This is a genomic window from Streptosporangium sp. NPDC023825, assembly GCF_040639575.1.
Lineage (GTDB): Bacteria > Actinomycetota > Actinomycetes > Streptosporangiales > Streptosporangiaceae > Streptosporangium.
This window is the reverse complement of sequence record NZ_JBFAAE010000035.1, coordinates 78,297-94,305: the sequence shown is the minus strand read 5'-3', so window position 1 is coordinate 94,305 and position 16,009 is coordinate 78,297. Positions and strand designations below refer to the sequence as shown.

18 protein-coding genes are annotated in these 16,009 nt (G+C 72.7%); 8 read left to right on the top strand and 10 right to left on the bottom strand.

Annotated elements, in window-relative coordinates:
- From AB0G15_RS27095 to AB0G15_RS27075, 5 genes are all read left to right on the top strand, one after another.
- On the top strand, positions 1-180 hold a 180-nt coding region (locus tag AB0G15_RS27095), incomplete at its 5' end, for a hypothetical protein (RefSeq protein ID WP_362845098.1).
- Between the two features lie 260 nt (positions 181-440).
- Positions 441-923, top strand: a complete 483-nt coding sequence (locus tag AB0G15_RS27090) for a hypothetical protein (RefSeq protein ID WP_362845095.1) — start codon at positions 441-443, stop codon at positions 921-923.
- 258 nt (positions 924-1,181) lie between these two features.
- Complete coding sequence (locus AB0G15_RS27085) at positions 1,182-1,364, top strand: tryptophan synthase subunit alpha (RefSeq protein WP_362845093.1); 183 nt, start codon at positions 1,182-1,184, stop codon at positions 1,362-1,364.
- Positions 1,361-2,116 (top strand): GntR family transcriptional regulator, encoded by a 756-nt coding sequence (locus AB0G15_RS27080; protein ID WP_362845091.1) that lies wholly within the window; start codon positions 1,361-1,363, stop codon positions 2,114-2,116. Before AB0G15_RS27085 ends, AB0G15_RS27080 begins: the two co-directional genes overlap by 4 nt.
- Positions 2,117-2,422: 306 nt before the next feature.
- The gene (locus AB0G15_RS27075) at positions 2,423-2,905 is read left to right on the top strand and encodes a hypothetical protein (RefSeq protein WP_362845088.1); all 483 of its coding nucleotides are present in this window, start codon (positions 2,423-2,425) and stop codon (positions 2,903-2,905) included.
- Between the two features lie 155 nt (positions 2,906-3,060).
- Here the strand turns inward: AB0G15_RS27075 and AB0G15_RS27070 are convergent, their stop codons facing one another.
- Together AB0G15_RS27070 and AB0G15_RS27065 are read right to left on the bottom strand one after the other, a co-directional pair.
- Positions 3,061-3,780 carry a helix-turn-helix domain-containing protein gene (locus AB0G15_RS27070; protein ID WP_362845085.1) on the bottom strand — a complete coding sequence of 240 codons (720 nt, stop codon included), beginning with the start codon at positions 3,778-3,780 and terminating at the stop codon, positions 3,061-3,063.
- 35 nt (positions 3,781-3,815) lie between these two features.
- Complete coding sequence (locus tag AB0G15_RS27065) at positions 3,816-5,033, bottom strand: FAD-dependent monooxygenase (RefSeq protein WP_362845082.1); 1,218 nt, start codon at positions 5,031-5,033, stop codon at positions 3,816-3,818.
- A gap of 19 nt (positions 5,034-5,052) precedes the next feature.
- Between AB0G15_RS27065 and AB0G15_RS27060 the strand changes: the two genes are divergently transcribed.
- From AB0G15_RS27060 to AB0G15_RS27050, 3 genes are all read left to right on the top strand, one after another.
- A complete protein-coding gene (locus tag AB0G15_RS27060; protein ID WP_362845079.1) occupies positions 5,053-5,268 on the top strand; it encodes a hypothetical protein in 216 nt (71 codons plus the stop codon).
- A gap of 574 nt (positions 5,269-5,842) precedes the next feature.
- Positions 5,843-6,217 carry a hypothetical protein gene (locus AB0G15_RS27055; RefSeq protein ID WP_362845077.1) on the top strand — a complete coding sequence of 125 codons (375 nt, stop codon included), beginning with the start codon at positions 5,843-5,845 and terminating at the stop codon, positions 6,215-6,217.
- The gene (locus AB0G15_RS27050) at positions 6,214-6,570 is read left to right on the top strand and encodes a hypothetical protein (protein WP_362845074.1); all 357 of its coding nucleotides are present in this window, start codon (positions 6,214-6,216) and stop codon (positions 6,568-6,570) included. Before AB0G15_RS27055 ends, AB0G15_RS27050 begins: the two co-directional genes overlap by 4 nt.
- 23 nt (positions 6,571-6,593) lie before the next feature.
- On the opposite strand, the gene AB0G15_RS27045 is transcribed toward AB0G15_RS27050, so the two are convergent.
- The 8 genes from AB0G15_RS27045 to lanKC all read right to left on the bottom strand — a co-directional run bounded on the left by AB0G15_RS27045 (position 6,594) and on the right by lanKC (position 15,903).
- Entirely contained in the window at positions 6,594-8,588 is a 1,995-nt protein-coding gene (locus tag AB0G15_RS27045; protein WP_362845071.1) for a prolyl oligopeptidase family serine peptidase, read from the bottom strand.
- Positions 8,589-8,643: 55 nt separating this feature from the next.
- Positions 8,644-10,374, bottom strand: coding sequence for an ABC transporter ATP-binding protein (locus AB0G15_RS27040; RefSeq protein ID WP_362845068.1), 1,731 nt, complete (start codon positions 10,372-10,374; stop codon positions 8,644-8,646).
- Positions 10,371-12,221, bottom strand: coding sequence for an ABC transporter ATP-binding protein (locus tag AB0G15_RS27035; protein WP_362845065.1), 1,851 nt, complete (start codon positions 12,219-12,221; stop codon positions 10,371-10,373). Before AB0G15_RS27035 ends, AB0G15_RS27040 begins: the two co-directional genes overlap by 4 nt.
- Positions 12,222-12,474: 253 nt before the next feature.
- The gene (locus AB0G15_RS27030; RefSeq protein ID WP_362845062.1) at positions 12,475-12,606 is read right to left on the bottom strand and encodes a SapB/AmfS family lanthipeptide; all 132 of its coding nucleotides are present in this window, start codon (positions 12,604-12,606) and stop codon (positions 12,475-12,477) included.
- A 94-nt stretch (positions 12,607-12,700) separates the two neighbouring features.
- Positions 12,701-12,832 (bottom strand): SapB/AmfS family lanthipeptide, encoded by a 132-nt coding sequence (locus tag AB0G15_RS27025; protein ID WP_362845059.1) that lies wholly within the window; start codon positions 12,830-12,832, stop codon positions 12,701-12,703.
- A 57-nt stretch (positions 12,833-12,889) separates the two neighbouring features.
- Complete coding sequence (locus tag AB0G15_RS27020; RefSeq protein WP_362692965.1) at positions 12,890-13,024, bottom strand: SapB/AmfS family lanthipeptide; 135 nt, start codon at positions 13,022-13,024, stop codon at positions 12,890-12,892.
- A gap of 94 nt (positions 13,025-13,118) precedes the next feature.
- Complete coding sequence (locus AB0G15_RS27015; RefSeq protein WP_362845056.1) at positions 13,119-13,250, bottom strand: SapB/AmfS family lanthipeptide; 132 nt, start codon at positions 13,248-13,250, stop codon at positions 13,119-13,121.
- 4 nt (positions 13,251-13,254) lie between these two features.
- Positions 13,255-15,903, bottom strand: coding sequence for a class III lanthionine synthetase LanKC (lanKC, locus tag AB0G15_RS27010; RefSeq protein ID WP_362845053.1), 2,649 nt, complete (start codon positions 15,901-15,903; stop codon positions 13,255-13,257).
- Between the last annotated feature and the right edge of the window lie 106 nt (positions 15,904-16,009).

Below are 16,009 nucleotides of genomic sequence, written 5' to 3'. Positions count from 1 at the left end.
TTCAAGGTCCTCATCAAGGAAATGCAGTCGCTGTGCCTGAACGTCGAGGTGCTCTCCAGCGACGGCATGTCCATCGAGATGCGCGACACCGACGACGACGTCTTCCGCGCCGCGGAAGAGCTCGGCATCGACCTGTCCCGGCGTCCCAATGAGGGCGCGATGTCCGTGGACGAGATCTGACGGTTTCCGCGCGACGTGCGGGTGCCGGCCCGCGCCGGGAGGAAGGCGGTCGTCTTCCGGCGCGGGTGGGGCACGCTGCGCGGGACCGGAACCGGCCTGCCCGGACACGGCGCGCTCGCCCGGGTCCGGGTCGAAGTACCGACCGCGCGCCGCTCCAGAGGGTTCCTCGAGCCGCGCGTTCCAGTCAGGACAATCCGCCCGGCTCTCCGAGGTCGCTCCGGCCACGGCGGAATCCGGTACCGCAAGCTTTGGAGGACACGATGAACGCCGAGACGGCCGCACTGCTCTTCGACGTGGTCGAGCGTCTCCAGAAGAACATCGTCGCCCGCGACCGCCCCGCGATCGTCGCTCTCGAAGGAGAGCGGAGGCTCGTGCTCATCGACTACGACTATCTCCGCGATCCGCGGTCCGCCACCTCGTTCGAGACGCGAGCGGCCGTCAGAGCACGGGAGATCCAGGCGACGCGATGGGTCTTCGCCGTCCCTTTGGTATGGGTCACCGCACCTGACGTCGTCTACAGCCGCGCCGTGTCCAACCTCCCTCTACGCGAAGGGGAGCAGGAGACGATCACCTGGATGAGTTTCGACGAGAGCGAGGGCGTGGACTACGGGCGCGTCCCCTACGCGCGCCGCCCCGGCGGGGAACCGGTGTTCGACGACCCGGAGATGTTCGCCGTGGGCGTGCGTCCTGCCCCGACCATGCCGGGCCACATGCTCCTCCAGGAACTCTTCCAGAACAGCTGATCCAGCCCGGCGATCACGGTCGCCTCCTCGATGGCCTTCTCCGCTCCACCGGCGACGCGGCGACGCGGCGACACAGCGTCGCAGCGACACGGCGTCGCCGGGTGTGGCGCGTCCACGCCGCCCGTGCCACACCCGGCGACGCCGCAGCCGCGAATTCGTCCACGGGGTGTCGCTGACGGGCACCACCGGTGAGCGGGCCGTCCTCGCCGCCTCTGCGGCGGAGCCCGCCGGGCGGATCAGGCACGTCACCGGCCGGCCTTGCTAGGATTTGGCATTTCCACCCCGGACCGGGCACGCGAAGCCCGCCGGCACGCCGACGGCGTGGTGGTCGGCGCCGCGGCCGTGCGGCGGGTGCTCGACGGGGCTGGGCCGGACGACCTGCGGGCCTTCCTCGCGACCCTGCGGCAAGCCCTCGACCAGGAGTGTGACCGACCACGATGAACCCCGACGCCGGGCACGAGGCGAGATACCGCGCCATCGCCGCCGACCTCGCCGCGAAGATCCGGTCGGGGCACTACGCCCCCGGTGAGGCGCTGCCGCCGCAACGGGAGCTGAGCGCCTCCTACGGGGTGACCCTCATGACACTGCGCCAGGCGTTGCGGCAGCTCAGCGACGAGATGCTGATCGTGCAGCAGCCCGGCAAGGGCACGTTCGTCGCCCCGCCCCACCTGGCGTACCAGCTCGACTCGCTCCGCAGCCTGGTCGACGACCTGCGTAAACAGGGTCACGACGTGCGTACCGCGGTGGCCGGGCGGGCGGTGCGCCGGGCCCCCGCCCGGATCGCCGCGGAGCTGCGGCTGCGTCCCGGCGACACCGCCCTGCGGCTGGAGCGGGTCCGCGAGTTCGCGGGACGCCCCGCCGTGCACCAGGTGTCCTGGGTCCGCCGGCCGGTGGCCGACCGGATCCGCGACCGCGACTTCACCGCCGTCTCCCTCTACACGGCCCTCGCCGACGCGGGAGTGACGGTCGCCCGGGCGACCGAGGTGGTCCGGCCCGGCTCGCTCGACCCCGCCGCCGCTCGCCACCTCCACGAGCCGCAGGGCAGCCCGGTGCTCGTCAGCAACCGGATCACCTACACGCTCGACGCCACGCCCGTGGTGTCCGACCATGCCACCATCCTCGGCAGCATGATGGAGATCCGCACCGAACGCGCCGCCACCGGTCTCTCTCTCACCTGGGGCGCCACCAGCTGAGGACCTGTGTGCGGGTCCATCCCACCGCGGTCCCGCCCGCGGCGCCGTGCGCATCGGCAGCCGTACGCCGCCCTGGCCCGGACCTGCGCAGGCCGGTCGCCACGCGGTTCGTCCGGGAGCGCGCACCCTGTCGAAAACGGACACGAACTCCAGGTTTATCGACAGGAGCGTGCCCGGTCGTGGTCCGTGCGAGCGGCCGTGCCGTAGATCTGACGGAGGCAAGGAGACCCACGCGGACGCCGAGGCCGGGGCGCACGCGTGGTGCGAACGCACGTCACCGGCAGTCGAAACGGAGAGTGCACACGAATGCGAGTCGAAGAGAGCTCCCGCAGGCGGCGGAAGGGCACCGACATGCGCACCTGGCGGAAACCGTCGAAGCTCGCGGCCGCGGCCATGATGGCCGGATGTCTCGCGTTGACCGGAACCTCGGCGGCGGTCGCCGATGCGAATCCGGCCCGGGAGAAGGCCGCGCTCACCTGTGGCGCCGGCGTGTTCCTCGACGGCCTCCGGGCCCTCACGGTCACCGAGAACGGCCGCGACGAGGTGTACATCACGAGCGGTGGCACGAAGATCTGGCCGGTGACCTCGACATACGTGTCGATGGCCGCCGGTCAGCGGGTCGAGGTCGACAAGTGCGTCCCCGTCGGCGCCCAGCTCCGCCTCATGGAGTACGACGACCTCGATTTCAACGACCTCATCGGCGGCGTCACCATCAACCGGGACGCGACCTGGGACTACGAGTTCTGCTGTGGCGACAACGGCCGGTACCGGCTCGGGGCCGTCCAGTAGTGCCCCGGCACGGCACCGCCTCCGGCGCCCTTCGGCCGGCCGGAGGCGGTGCCGTGCTCTCTCGGTGCTCCGAGGAGGTTTCGTCGGAGGCGCCGAGAAGCGCCGTCGTGTTCGGGCGGGACCGGCCTCCCCGGCAGGTCCCGCTGCCGGACGCCTCAGCGGTCGGGGGACTGGCTGCCCTGGATGAGGCCCAGCACCGCGTCCCGGAGCTCGCGGAAGACCGCGAGGGTCTGCTCGGCGGCCGCGGCGACGGCCGCCCGGCCGGGGGCGGCGGAGGGCTCCAGCAGCACGGCCACGGTGTCGGCCAGCACCTCGTCGGGGTCGTCGACGCCGGACGGGGCGGTGGCCGGCTCGGAGACGGTGGTGAGGAATCCGGTGAGCACGGCGTGCAGGGCGTAGGCCTGGGCGGGCAGGGGACGGTCGTGGCGGACCAGGTCGTGGCGGCGCAGGATCGGCAGGACCGCCTCGCACATGGCGGCCGGCCGGGTGCGGTCGTACAGCTCACGGTCGCCGGGTTCCTGGCCGAGCAGCCGCCGCAACTCCGCGTCGTCGCTCTGCAGGCGGCGTGCCAGCGGGAGCGTGCTCGAGGTGCGCACCAGCAGCGGGGCCAGGCGGCGGGGCCGGACGGTGGCGGGGTCGGCGCCGATGCGGCCGATGACCTCCTCCAGGAAGCTCAGCCGGTCGCGGGCGAACAGGCCGCGGATCAGGTCCTCCTTGCTGGACCAGTACAGGTAGACGGTGCCCTTGCCCACGCCGGCCGCCCGGCTGATCTCGGACACGGTGACCTTGCCCGCGCCGTGGTCGCGCACCAGCTCGCGCGCGCTGTCCAGGATGCGGGCGGCTTTGCGCGAGTGGAGTTCGACCAACGGGCTCACCGGAGCTGTCCTCCTTGTCGGCGGTTCGGATCTGGTCAGGGGGCGGCGACGTCGACGTTCTTGGCCCGCATGTTCTTGTCGTTGAGCATTATCCTGCCCACGGCCCTTCCGACGCCCGGCGCGCGCATCAGGCGCATCATCCCGGCACGCAGGAGGAGCTCTTTGCGATCCTGCGGCGTGAACATCCGGCGCCCGGCCAGGACGCCTTCCTGCTGGGCGCGGATGAAGGGCCTCATCCGCGTCTCCCAGGCCCGCAGCGCTCCCGGCAGATCATCCGGGTGGCGTTGCAGCATGGTGCCCAGCAGCTCGGCGCCGGCGATGCCGCTGGAGGCGCCCATGCCCGTGTACAGGGTCAGGCACCAGGCCGCGTCCCCGAGCAGGACGACCCGGCCGCGGTGCCAGCTCGGCATCCTGACCTGCTGCACCGAGTCGAACAGGGTGTCGGAGGCCTGCTCGTAGCGGGTGAACAGGCCCTCCAGCAGGGGGCCGGTGGGCTCGGGCCCGAACGCGGCGCGGATGGACTCGATCGGCGGACGGGCGAACTCGGCGTCGACGTCGCCGGTGCGGTAGGAGAACAGCAGGCTCGGGGCGTGATCGGCGAAGGGGAAGGCCCACGCCGAGCGGCCGGGCTCGGCCAGGACCACCCCGTCGGACGGGCCGAAGCCGTCGACCGGCCCGTCCAGGAGGACCGCGCCGACCATGTGGTTCAGCGGACGCAGGTGGTCCCCGGGGCCGAAGACCAGCCCGCGCACCGTGGAGCGCGTCCCGTCGGCGCCCACCACCAGGTCGAAACGCTCGGTGACGACGGCATCGGCCGCGGTGTCGTGCAGCGACACCTCCACCCCGGACCCGTCCTGGACGATGCGGACGGGCACGGTGGAGTAGCGGATCTCCACGTCCGCCGGCAACGCCGAGAACAGTCCCCGCTCCACGTCGCCCCGCAGCAGCCGGCGGGGCCCTCCCCGCAGCGCGGCCGGATCCAGCCCGGGACGGCGACGCCCCGCCCGGTCGACGTCGTACATGGCTATCCGCGACCCGCCCCGGGTGCCGATCCGGTCCAGTACGCCCAGCCGCCGGGCGGAGGCGACACCGGCACCGAACAGCATGATGAAGTACCCGCCCGAGCGGCGGGTGGGTGCCCGCTCCACCACCACCGGTTCCCAGCCGATCTGACGCAGTCGCAGCGCGGTGGTGATGCCGGCGATGCCGAGCCCGACCACCAGGGCGCGCCGGCCGGTGGGGGTGTTCTTCATGAGGACTCCTTTGGCGTGCTTGCCTGTCACCGTACTGAACGAACTGACCAAATTGGTTATTCCGGTCAGTTCCAGTTCGGTGGGCACCCCTTGGATCGCCGTGGTCATGCCGGCCGGCCAGTGCGCGGAGTTTCGGGTCGAGCGGGCCGGGGGAGCGGCGGGCGGCCGTGGCCAACTGAACAACGGCTGCCGGGTCGTCGGTGAGGCAGGCGATGTTGGATTCACGGACGAGTAGGTAAGCGGCCATCTGGAGGTCACCGGCGCACTGTGCCCATTCGGCCGCGAGACGCGACCAGTGCCGTGCCGCGTCAAGATTGCCGATGTCCTGGTGCAGCCAACCGGCCATCTCCCCGTACTGGGCGAGGATCTGGAAGAGCGGCTCCACGTTCGCTGACCGTGCGCCGCGTCGCAGCTCGTTCAGCACCTCGACGTGTGCCATCAACGGCCGGAGCAGCAGCCGGGGGCCGAGTATCTTGTCGGCGGTGCAGTGCTCTGCCAGCAGGCAGCGGAAGTAGTCGATGACGTCAGCGTCAACCCGGGTGGGTTGCTCAATCGCGCGGGCGATCCGTTCGGTCTGGGCAATGTCGACGGTCCCGGGAAGGACTGAAGAGAGCGCACCGGTGGCGAGCGGCTGGGCGAACTCGCGTCGCGACATGGTCACGTGGACGCTCCCTCCGTATGGTCCGCTGTACTTCGGAACACGTTCCGAAGTATCATGTGGCATGGTTACGCCGACCGTTCCGTTCTCCGATCTGTCGAAGCACTCCAAGCGAGTCGCCGAGACCCTCGATCGCGTTCACCGGGTGCATGTGAAGCGCCGAGACGGAGAAGACCTGTTCATCTCCACCGCGCGGCATGACCGGCAGCGGGAGGAGACCGCGGACATCGCGGCCCGCATGGTCGCGGCACTCCTCGCAAGCGACGAGGGCACCCGCGCCGTCCTGCACGCCCTGCCCACGGTCTTCCCCTGGGTAAGGCACCTTTCCCTGGACGAGAAGAGGGAATTCGTCCAGGGACTGGTCGACGCCACGCGCGACGCGGTCGAGCTGGACGTCCATGCCACCCTGCATCGGCTCATCGTCGAATGGCGTGCCACCGCCCGCGTCCTCGCCGACCCCTCACTGACCGCACAGCTCACCCGCGCGCTGCCCGATGACGATCACGGTGAGGTGATCGCGCCGTGAGTCCCAAGCGCGGCGACGCGGTGGCCCCGCCGCCGATCGGTGACGAGTGGCACCTGCGGTTCGCCACCAGTGAGGCGGCCAAGGGGTGGGCCGATCTGTGCGCCGAGGCCGCGGGCAACACCCGGCGCTGTTTCGAGGCGCTGCGCGACGCCCCGCTGTCGCAGGACGACCCCGATCGGCAGCACCGCCTGCGAGGCCGTCTCGCCGCCGGGACTCTGGGCGGTCGCGAATACCCGCAGTGGGAGTACGAGGTCACCGCGGGCGGTCGCGTGCGTTACCTCGTCGACGAGTCCCGGAGAACCGTCCACCTCGTCTACGCCTCGACGCGCCACCCCAAGGACACCGACGCCTGACTGCCGGGAGGCCGCAGAGGCCCTCAGTCGCCGGCTTCCAGGCCGGTGTGGGCGGCGAGGAAGGCGAGCATGTCGGCGGCCAGGTCGACGGCGCGGCCCGCCGAGCGGGAGCCGTGGCCGACGTCGCCCTCGTGGCGCAGCAGGATCGGCCGCGAGCCCGACGTCGCCGCCTGCAGCGCCGCGCACATCTTGCGCGCGTGCATGGGGTCGACACGGGAGTCGCCGCCGAACGTGGTCAGCAGCGTCGCCGGGTAGTCGACGCCGCCGGTGACCCGGTGGTAGGGGGAGTAGCCCAGCAGCCAGCCCAGCTGCTCGGGGTCGTCGGCCGAACCGTACTCCGAACGCCACACCGGGCCGAGCCCCGACCGCTCGTACCTGACCATGTCGAGCAGCGGCGCCGAGCAGACGGCGGCGGCGAACAGGTCGGGGCGCTGCGTCAGCGCGGCGCCCACCAGCAGCCCGCCGTTCGACTCGCCGCACGCGCCCAGCCGCGCGGGGGTGGTCCAGCCGTCCGCGACGAGCTTCTCGGCCGCCGCCGCGAAGTCGTCGAAGACGTTCTGCTTGCGCTCCAGCATGCCGTCGCGGTGCCAGGCCGCCCCCTCCTCGCCGCCGCCGCGCAGCTGGGCGAGGGCGAAGACCCCGCCCGCCTCGACCCAGGGCAGGATGTAGCTGGAGTACGACGGCGCGAGCGAGAGCCCGAACCCGCCGTAGCCGTACAGGATCGTGGGCCTGGGACCCGAGCCGGGGCGGGCCAGCACGACCATCCGCACCGGGGTGCCGTCCGCCGAGGCGAAGACCAGCTGGCGGGCCTCCAGCTCCGGCACCTCCACGGCGCCGGGCGCGGCGCTCCACAGCGACGTCTCCCCGGTGCGCGTGTCGTAGCGGTGCACCCCCGCGGGCGTGACGCTGTCGGTGTAGGTGAACCAGACCTCGTGGCCGCCCTCGGGGCGGGTGGTCATCCCCCCGGCGGAACCGAGGCCGGGCAGCGGCACCGAACCGCGCCGCCTCCCGGTCGCCAGGTCGTGGACGCTGATCTCGCCGACCGCGTGGCGGGTCCAGCCGACGAGGAGCGTCTGCCCGGCGATCGCGAACTCGCCGATCACCGCCTCCGGATCCTCGTCGACCAGGCCGATCCAGTGCTCGGGGCCCGGCCGCGCCGGGTCGGCCACGCACAATCGCCCCCGTGGCGCGTCCAGGGTGGTGAGCAGGTACAGGCGCCCGTCGCGGCCGACGGCGGGCGCCGTCACCGCGCCCGCCCCCCGCTGGATCACCCGCAGGTCGGGGCGCTCGGGGGAGGAGGACGACAGGTCGGCCAGCCAGAGGTCGTTGCCGTCGCCCGCCATCGCCGAGACCGTCAGCCAGCGCCCGTTGTAGCTGATCCCCAGCCCGTACGAGCGCTCCTCATCCATGATCACGGCGTCGTCCCCGGCGGGGGTGCCGAGACGGTGCAGGCATACCCGGCGGCCGCGGACGTAGAAGAACGCCTTCCCGTCGGGCAGCCACGCCACGGGCGCGTACCGGCAGCGGTCGATCGGGCCGTCCACCACCCGGCGGGTGGCGACGTCCATGACCCGCAGTTTCGACCGCTCGTCCCCGCTCCTGGACAGCTGGTACGCCACCAGCCTGCCGTCCAGGTCGGGCTGCCAGTGGTCGAGCGTGGTCAGCCCGCTCGGGTCGAGCTCCATCGGGTCGAGCAGCGTCTCCTCCACCCCGTCGGGGCCGGTGCGGTAGAGGACCGCGTGCTCCTGCGAGGCGGTACGGCGCAGGAAGAACCGGCTGCCGCCGCGCCACATCGGCGTGCCGACCGTCCCGGCCCCGGTCAGCGCGGCCACCCGCGAGTGCCACAGGTCGCGGCCCGGCAGCGTGCCCGCGTGCTCGCGCCAGAGCTCCTCCTGGGCGGCCGTCCAGCTCCGGGTCTCCGGGCTGTCCGGATCCTCCAGCCACCGGTATGGGTCGGGCACGGCGTGGCCGTGGAGGTGGTCGACGACCGGTTGCCGCTCGGCGGGAGGGTAGATCATCGGCTTCCTCCGATGGGGAGACCTCGGGTTCTGGACGGGAGACGCGGTGAGGACGTCAAGGCACCAGCTCCTGCGTGCTCGACGGGTTCCACTGCCCGGCCAGGTCGGCGTAGAGCGGGGAGGCGGCGAGCATCTCCTCGTGCGTGCCCAGCCGGACGCTGGTGCCGTCCATGACGAGGATCCGCCGGGCCCGCAGGGCGGAGGTCAGCCGGTGGGCGATGACGAGGAGCGTGCCGCCCCGGCGGGCGAACGCCTCCTCGGCGCGGGCCTCGGCCGCCGGGTCCAGGTGACACGTCGCCTCGTCGAGGATCACCAGCCGGGCCGGGGCGAGATAGGCGCGGGCCAGGGCGACCAGTTGCCGTTCGGCGGGCGACAGCAGCCCCGAGTGGATCTCGGTGGAGTAACCGCCCAGCCGCGCCACCAGGTTCGTCAGGCCGACCGCGGCCACCGCGTCGTCCACCGCCTCCTGCGAGGCGTCGGCCAGGTAGGTCAGGTTCTCCAGCAGGGAGCCGCGGAAGACGTACGCCTCCTGCGGGATGAGCACCCGGTCGGCGGGGTCGAGCCGGTCGGCGGGCACCCCGCACACCAGGACACGGCCCGCCCCCGGCGGGAGCACGCCGGTCAGGAGCGCGGCGAGCGTGGACTTGCCGATGCCGCTGGGACCCACGACCGCGACGTGGTCCCCCTCGGGGACCGACAGGTCCAGGCCGTCGATCACCGGTTCCGCGTGCGGGCCGTACGCGAACGTCACGCCGCGCAGCTCGGCCGCCCCGGCCCCGCCGTCACCGTCCCGTGCCGCGATCCGCCCGCGCGCCCGTACGGGCGGGTCGCCGTCGCGCAGCAGCCGGCCGAGCGCCACCCGCAGCCGGACCCCGTTGATGCCCAGCCCCTCCACGAGGTTGCCGAGCGCGGGCGTCAGCGACTGCGTGACGTAGGCCAGGGCGCCCAGGATCACCCCGGCGCCCGCACCCTCACCCACCAGCCAGGGGGTCCCGGCCAGCACCAGCAGGACCGGCAGCCAGCCGCCCACCGCCAGCGACAGCGTGCGCAGCGCGGTCACCCGCGCCAGCGACCGGGCCGCGCGGGCCTGTTCGGCCACCCGCAGGCCGACGTCGCCCGCCACCCGCTCCTCGGCGCGGCAGGCGGTGATGTCGCGCAGCCCGCCCACCATGGTGGCCAGCGATCCGGCGGTGCGCTCGTCGGCCAGGATGAAGTCCCGCTGCCGCCTGGCCAGGGCGCGCAGCGACAGCAGGAAGATGACGAGGCCCGCGACGAAGGGGGGCAGCACCAGCGCGAGCACCTCGGGCACGAGGGTCGCCAGCCCGAGCATGACGCTCACCACGGTGAACGCGAACGACCTGACCACCGTGATGACCGAGGCGAAGGCGTCGCGGGCCAGCTCGACCTGCAGGTTGGAGCGGGCCACCGCGGCCGCCCCCGGTCCCCGTCCGGACATGACCGAGTGACGCAGCGCGTCGTCGACGACGTGCGCGAGCAGTTCCTCGCGGAACGGCTCCACGATCGCGGCGACGGCCATCACCACCTGCCGCGCGCCGACCGCGGCCAGCAGCCACGCGCCGCCGAGCAGCGCCAGCCAGGCGAACCCGGTCGCGGGCTGTCCCGCGCCGAAGCCGTCGTCGATCGCCCGCGCGATGGCCAGGCCGATGACCAGGGAGGGCGCCGTCTCCGCGACGGACCAGCCCGCGAGCCTGACCAGCTGGTACGGGTCCCTCCTGAGCGCCCGCCGGAGGGGCCTGTCGACGACGTGCGCGTCCGGAGGGTTCACGACGCGCCCGCCCGGAAGGAGGCGCCCGCCTGGAACGACGTGCCCGCAGGGGAGGAGGCGTCCGGCGGGAACGACGCGTCGGCCGGGAAGGACGTGTCCGCCTGGAAGACGGCGCGGTAGGCCGGGTCGGCCCACAGCGCGCGGTGTCCGCCGCACCCGCGCACCCGGCCGTCGTCCAGCCAGATCACCCGGTCGGCCGCCGCGGCGGTCGCCACCCGGTGGGTCACGATCAGGCGCGTGCGGTCGCGCAGCTCCCTGGACAGCGCGCGGGCGACCTGGCGCTCGGTGACGGTGTCCAGGCTGGAGGTGGCGTCGTCCAGGACGAGCAGGCGCCATCCCTGCGCGAAGGCGCGGGCCAGGCCGAGCCGCTGCCGCTCACCGCCGGACATGGGCGCCTCCTCCAGCGGCGTGTCGTACCCCAGGGGAAGCCGCCGGACGAAGGTGTCGGCGCGGGCCGCCCGCGCCGCCGCCCGCACGACCTCGCCCCTCCCGCCCGCCCGGTCGTCCCGGTCCTCGTGGTGGCCGGACCCGGTACGGGTGCGACGGCCACGGCCGGTGCCGGGGGCGGGAGCGTCGAGCCCCAGGGCGACGGCGTCGCCGACGGTGTCGCCGAGCAGCGCGGGGCGCTCGAAGGCGTATCCGACGGCATGGCGCAGCGCCTCGCGGGAGAGGTCGGGCAACGGCACGCCGTCGAGGAGGACCGTGCCGTGCCGCGGGTCCACCAGCCGTCCGGCGACCGCGGCGAGCAGGGACTTGCCCGCCCCCGAGCGGCCGACCACGGCCACCGCCTGCCCGCCGGGGATGACGAGATCGACGTCGCGCAGGCCGCCCGCGTCGACGCCGCGAAGCTCGAGCGTGCCGGGGCCGGGGGGCAGCGGGCGCGTACCGTAGGCCCGCGGGCTCTCGGCGGTCAGCTCCTCCACCCTGGCCGCGGCGGCCCGCGCCCTGGCCAGGCGGCTGACATAGCCCAGCGCCGAGCCGAGACCGGCGCCGAGCACGACGTAGCGGGCGGCGGCGTACAGCTCTCCGGCCGTGAGGTCGCCGGCGGCCAGGCGCAGCCCGCCCACCCCGAGCACGGCCACCTCCAGCAGCGGGACCACCGCTCCCGCCTGCACGCCGGCCCGCGCGTTGGCCCGCCACATGTCCATGGCGTGCCCGCGCAGCCGGGGCAGGGCGGTGAGCACCCGCGCCCGCTCCTGGTCGGCGGTGCCGGCCGCGGCGATCGTACGGGCCCCGGCGAGGGCGTCGACCAGGCGGGCGGCGATGTCGCTCTGCGCCGCCTGGTAGTCGCCCGCTATGGAGGTGCTCACGGTGAGGAAGGCCCGCAGGACGAGCGCGATGAGGACGAGCCCGGCGACCAGCGTCACGGTCAGCAGGGGGTCGATGAGGGTGAGGGCCACCACGCCACCGGCGGTGGGGATGACCAGCGCGGCCCCGGTGACGATCGACTCGGGGGCGCGCCCGATCTCCTCGGTGTTCAGGCCCATCCGGGTGACCAGGTCTCCCTCGGGGAACCGGCGGGTGATCACCGGCCCGACACCGAGCACGTTCCGTACGACCCGGTTCCTGAGCCAGGCCGAGGAGCGCGCGCCGCTCGATCCGGCGGCCCAGACGCCGAGGGTGTCGCAGAGGACGGTCAGGGTCACGGCGGCGGCGCAGGCACCGAGCCAGGTCGCCGCGCCGGTGCCGCCACCCGTACCGGCCACGAGCTCGTCGACCGTCCTGCCCAGCACGAGCGGGAGCGCGAGCTGCGCGAACGCGCCCAGGACGGAGGTGACCGCGAGGACGGCCAGCCAGGGTCCGCTACGCCGTACGGTGTCGGCCACCAGCCGGTCCGCTGCCCGCACGTTGGCTCCTCCTCGGACTTCCCGAACTTCTCCGACTTCGCGAACTTCCACGACTTCCCGGACTTCTCCGGCTTCGCGAACCTCCCCGATGGTCCCGGCGCCCCGGACGTCCTCGACGCCGCGGACCTCCCCGGTCTCCCGGCGTCCTCTGCGTCCTCGGCGTACCGGATGTGTTCTCGGCGTACCGGACCCTCCCGGAACGGGAGTGCCCGGGACGGCCGCCGTCGCTGGCCGTCCCGGGCACGAGGTCTCACTAGTGGCAGAGCACGACGCTCAGGTTGCTGGGCTTGCCGGACTCGCAGCCCAGGACCGTGAGGGTGCTACCGCCGCCGCCGCCGTGGCCGCCGGTGGGGGACTCCAGGGACTGCAGGTCGAGAAGGACCATGGGATTGCCTCACTTCTGATGAGAACTGATGAGAACTGGTGAGAAATCGGTGGGAACCGAGCCGATATCGGGGAAAATCCGGAAAACCAGGTGCCTAGTGGCAGAGCAGGAGGCTCAGGTTGCTGGGCTTGCCGGACTGGCAGCCCAGGACCGTGAGGGTGCTGCCACCGCCGCCGCCGTGGCCGCCGGTGGGGGACTCCAGGGACTGCAGGTCGAGAAGGACCATGGGAGGTGCTCCGTTTCTACGGGGTTCTACGGGTTCTGGATGTGTGGAACGGGAGGACTAGTGGCAGAGCAGGAGGCTCAGGTTGCTGGGCTTGCCGGACTGGCAGCCCAGGACCGTGAGGGTGCTGCCACCGCCGCCGCCGTGGCCGCCGCCGTCGGGGGTCTCCAGGGACTGCAGGTCGAGAAGGACCATGGGATTGCCTCACTTCTGATGAGAACTGATGAGAACTGGTGAGAACTCGGTGGGAACCGAGCCGATATCGGGGAAAATCCGGAAAACCAGGTGCCTAGTGGCAGAGGACGACGCTCAGGTTGCTGGGCTTGCCGGAGTTGCAGCCGAGAACCGTCAGGGTGCTGCCACCGCCGCCGCCACCGCCACCGGTGGGGGCCTCCAGGGACTGCAGGTCGAGAAGAACCATGTCGTTACACCTCCTTTGATGTCGATGTGCCGTGGGGGCCAAACCACCCGGCGGATCCGTGCGCGGACACCCCTGATGGGGTGCTCGTGCCGCCGGGCGGCTCGATGAAGGGGAGGAACACCGGCCGGTCGTGCAGCACGGCGCTCATCGCGAACAGGACTCCGGCCGTACCGGTCGCGAAGTCCATGGAAAGCCTGAGTAGCTGGTTGCCGGGGAAGGCCAGCCCGCCGCCGTAGGGCAGCGCGTGCCAGTCCAGCCCGCGGAGTTGCTCGGCCAGGTCGGTGTGGCCGGTGTGGAGGGCGTGCGGCTCGGGGCCCAGGCCCCAGCCGAGACCGCCGATCATGCCGCTCCGGCCGGTGAACAGGCCGGACTGCACGAAGTAGCGTCCTCGCGTGACGCGCCGGCAGCCGTCGAGCGCGGCGCGGAAGTCCTCGTCCTCGCGATGGGCCAGGTAGCGGGCGAGGACCAGGCCGATGCCCACCGACCCCTCGTCCAGGTAGGGCAGCGTGCGCCAGCCCTGGTCGACCTGGAGGGTGCCGTCCTCGCCGGTGACGCAGCGCCGCAGGTCCTGGCGGAGCGCCACGGCCGCCCGCTCGAGCAGCGACGCGTCGCCGGTGCGCTCGTAGGCGTGCAGGAAGAGGAGGGCGGGCCCGGAGGAGCCGTACATCAGCCCGGCCCGGGGGTTGGCGCCGCCGCTGACCTCCGGCACGTCGTCGGGCCCGCCCAGCCTGTCGGAGCAGATGCCGGTGATCTGCAGGGCCACCTCGGTGAAGGTCCGCTCGCCGGTGGCGTCGCCCAGATGGAGAAGGTTCAGGCCCATCCCGGCCAGGCCGCTGAACAGCCCGAGCTCCAGCGCCTCCCACTTCTGGCGCAGGCACAGGTCGGCGGTGTCGATCGCGTCCTGGCGGTGGCCGAGCAGGTCGAGGACGTAGGCCACGCCGTGCAGGCCGTCGTAGAACCCGATCCCCGTCCCCGGGTCGGGGGCCAGCGCCTTGGCGCGCAGCCAGTCCTCGTACTCGGGACGGCGCTCGGCGCCGGTGGCGGCCAGCGCGTAGAGCACGCCCGCCGCGCCGTACGCGAGGTTGACGCCCCCGCCGGGCTGGAACTGGGCGACGTCGCCGGGGAAGAGCCGGTCCTCGCGCTCGGGGGTGGCGCTCGCCAGGATGGCCCGGGTCATCGCCTCCCTGAGCCGGGGCCAGTCGTCGAGCCCCGGCTTCGGGTACGGGGTGGCCGCCGCGGGCTCGGGACCCGTGACGGTCAGGACCGCCTCGTCGAGCACCTCGCGCGGTACGGGGAAGGTCTCGCCGATGAGCCTGGCCAGCTCGGTCACCTTGGCGCGGTCGAGCGGCAGCATGATCGTGAGCTGCGGGGCGAACAGTCCGAGGCAGAGGCAGGCGAGGGCGTACAGGTCGACGTCGACGCCCTGCCGGTCGGCCGGCGCGCCGAACGCCGGGTGGGCGAGAGCCGCGCGGCCGCGGTCCTCGGTGAGGGTCGCCACCTCGTAGTCGATCAGTGCCAGGCGGCCGTCCTCGGTCACGAGGATGTTGTTCGGGTGCAGGTCTCCGAAGACCACCCCGCGCCCGTGCAGGGACGCAACCGCCCGGCGCACCTTGGGGAGCATGTCGAGCACCCAGCCGGTGTACTCGGCGACGGCCTCGTCGTCGCAGGTCGCCCTGGTCAGCGGGTACTTGTGCACGAGCTGCCGCTGGAGCGGGTTGCCGTCGACGAACTCCTCGACCAGGAAGTGGTGCCCGCCCAGGGTGAAGTAGTCGATCAGCGCGGGCACCGCGTCCAGCCCGGACAGGCGCTCCAGCATGTCGCGCTCGTGCGCCAGCCGTGCCACCGCGTCCCGGCCGGCGGCGTCCAGGCCGGCGTGCGGGCGGGCCTCCTTCAGCACGACGCGCTCCCCGGTGCGCAGGTCCTCTCCCAGGTAGACGCCGCCGCCGTTGGAGAACTGCATGACGCTCTCGACCCGGTACGGCAGTCCCTCGGTGGTGACGGCGTTGCGGGCGGCCACGTGGGGCTCGAGGAAGGCGGGCAGCGTCACCCAGGACGGCACGCCGAAGGCGGGCTCCCGCACGTCGGGGACGAGCCGCCCCTCACCGTCCTCGATGGCCAGCACCAGCTCGCCGTTGTCGGCCAGGCAGCGCCGTCCGGCGAAACCGCCGTACCGCACGAAGAGCGGGCCCTGGCCGTAGCGCAGGTCGCTGAGGATGTACGGCCCCTCGACGCCCCGCAGCAGCTCGTCGAGCTCCTTGAGCGTGAGCTCCAGCTGCGCCTCGTCCACCGGGTAGATCGTCACGAGCTTCCCGCTGGCGCCGCGGGGGGCGGCCTTGGAGTTCAGCATGGTCATGACCGGCAGGCTGCGCAGGAACTTGAACGCGATGTCGCGGGGGACGCAGTAGTCCCAGACCGCCTCTATGGCGCGGTCGGCGTCCTCGGCGCGGGCGGAGACGTGGATCTTCCAGCCCTGGGCGGGAGTGCGGCCGGCGAGCGGCGCGTAGTGCATCCAGGTGTCGGTCGCCTGGTGCTGCCAGCCGTCCGGGACGTCCCGGGCGGCGAGCGCGAAATCGGGGTGATCTCCCCGGCGGCCGTCAAGCGTGTCGTAAAAAAGCGGGTCCGCCAGGCAATAAAGTTCATACTGGTCATCCACGGCATTCTCCCCTGCTGTCTTCCAGAAGAGAGAATTACGGATAACCCGAGAAACCACTAGTTACAAATTAAACCACTCGTATATGCGAAACTCACAGTGCCGACCG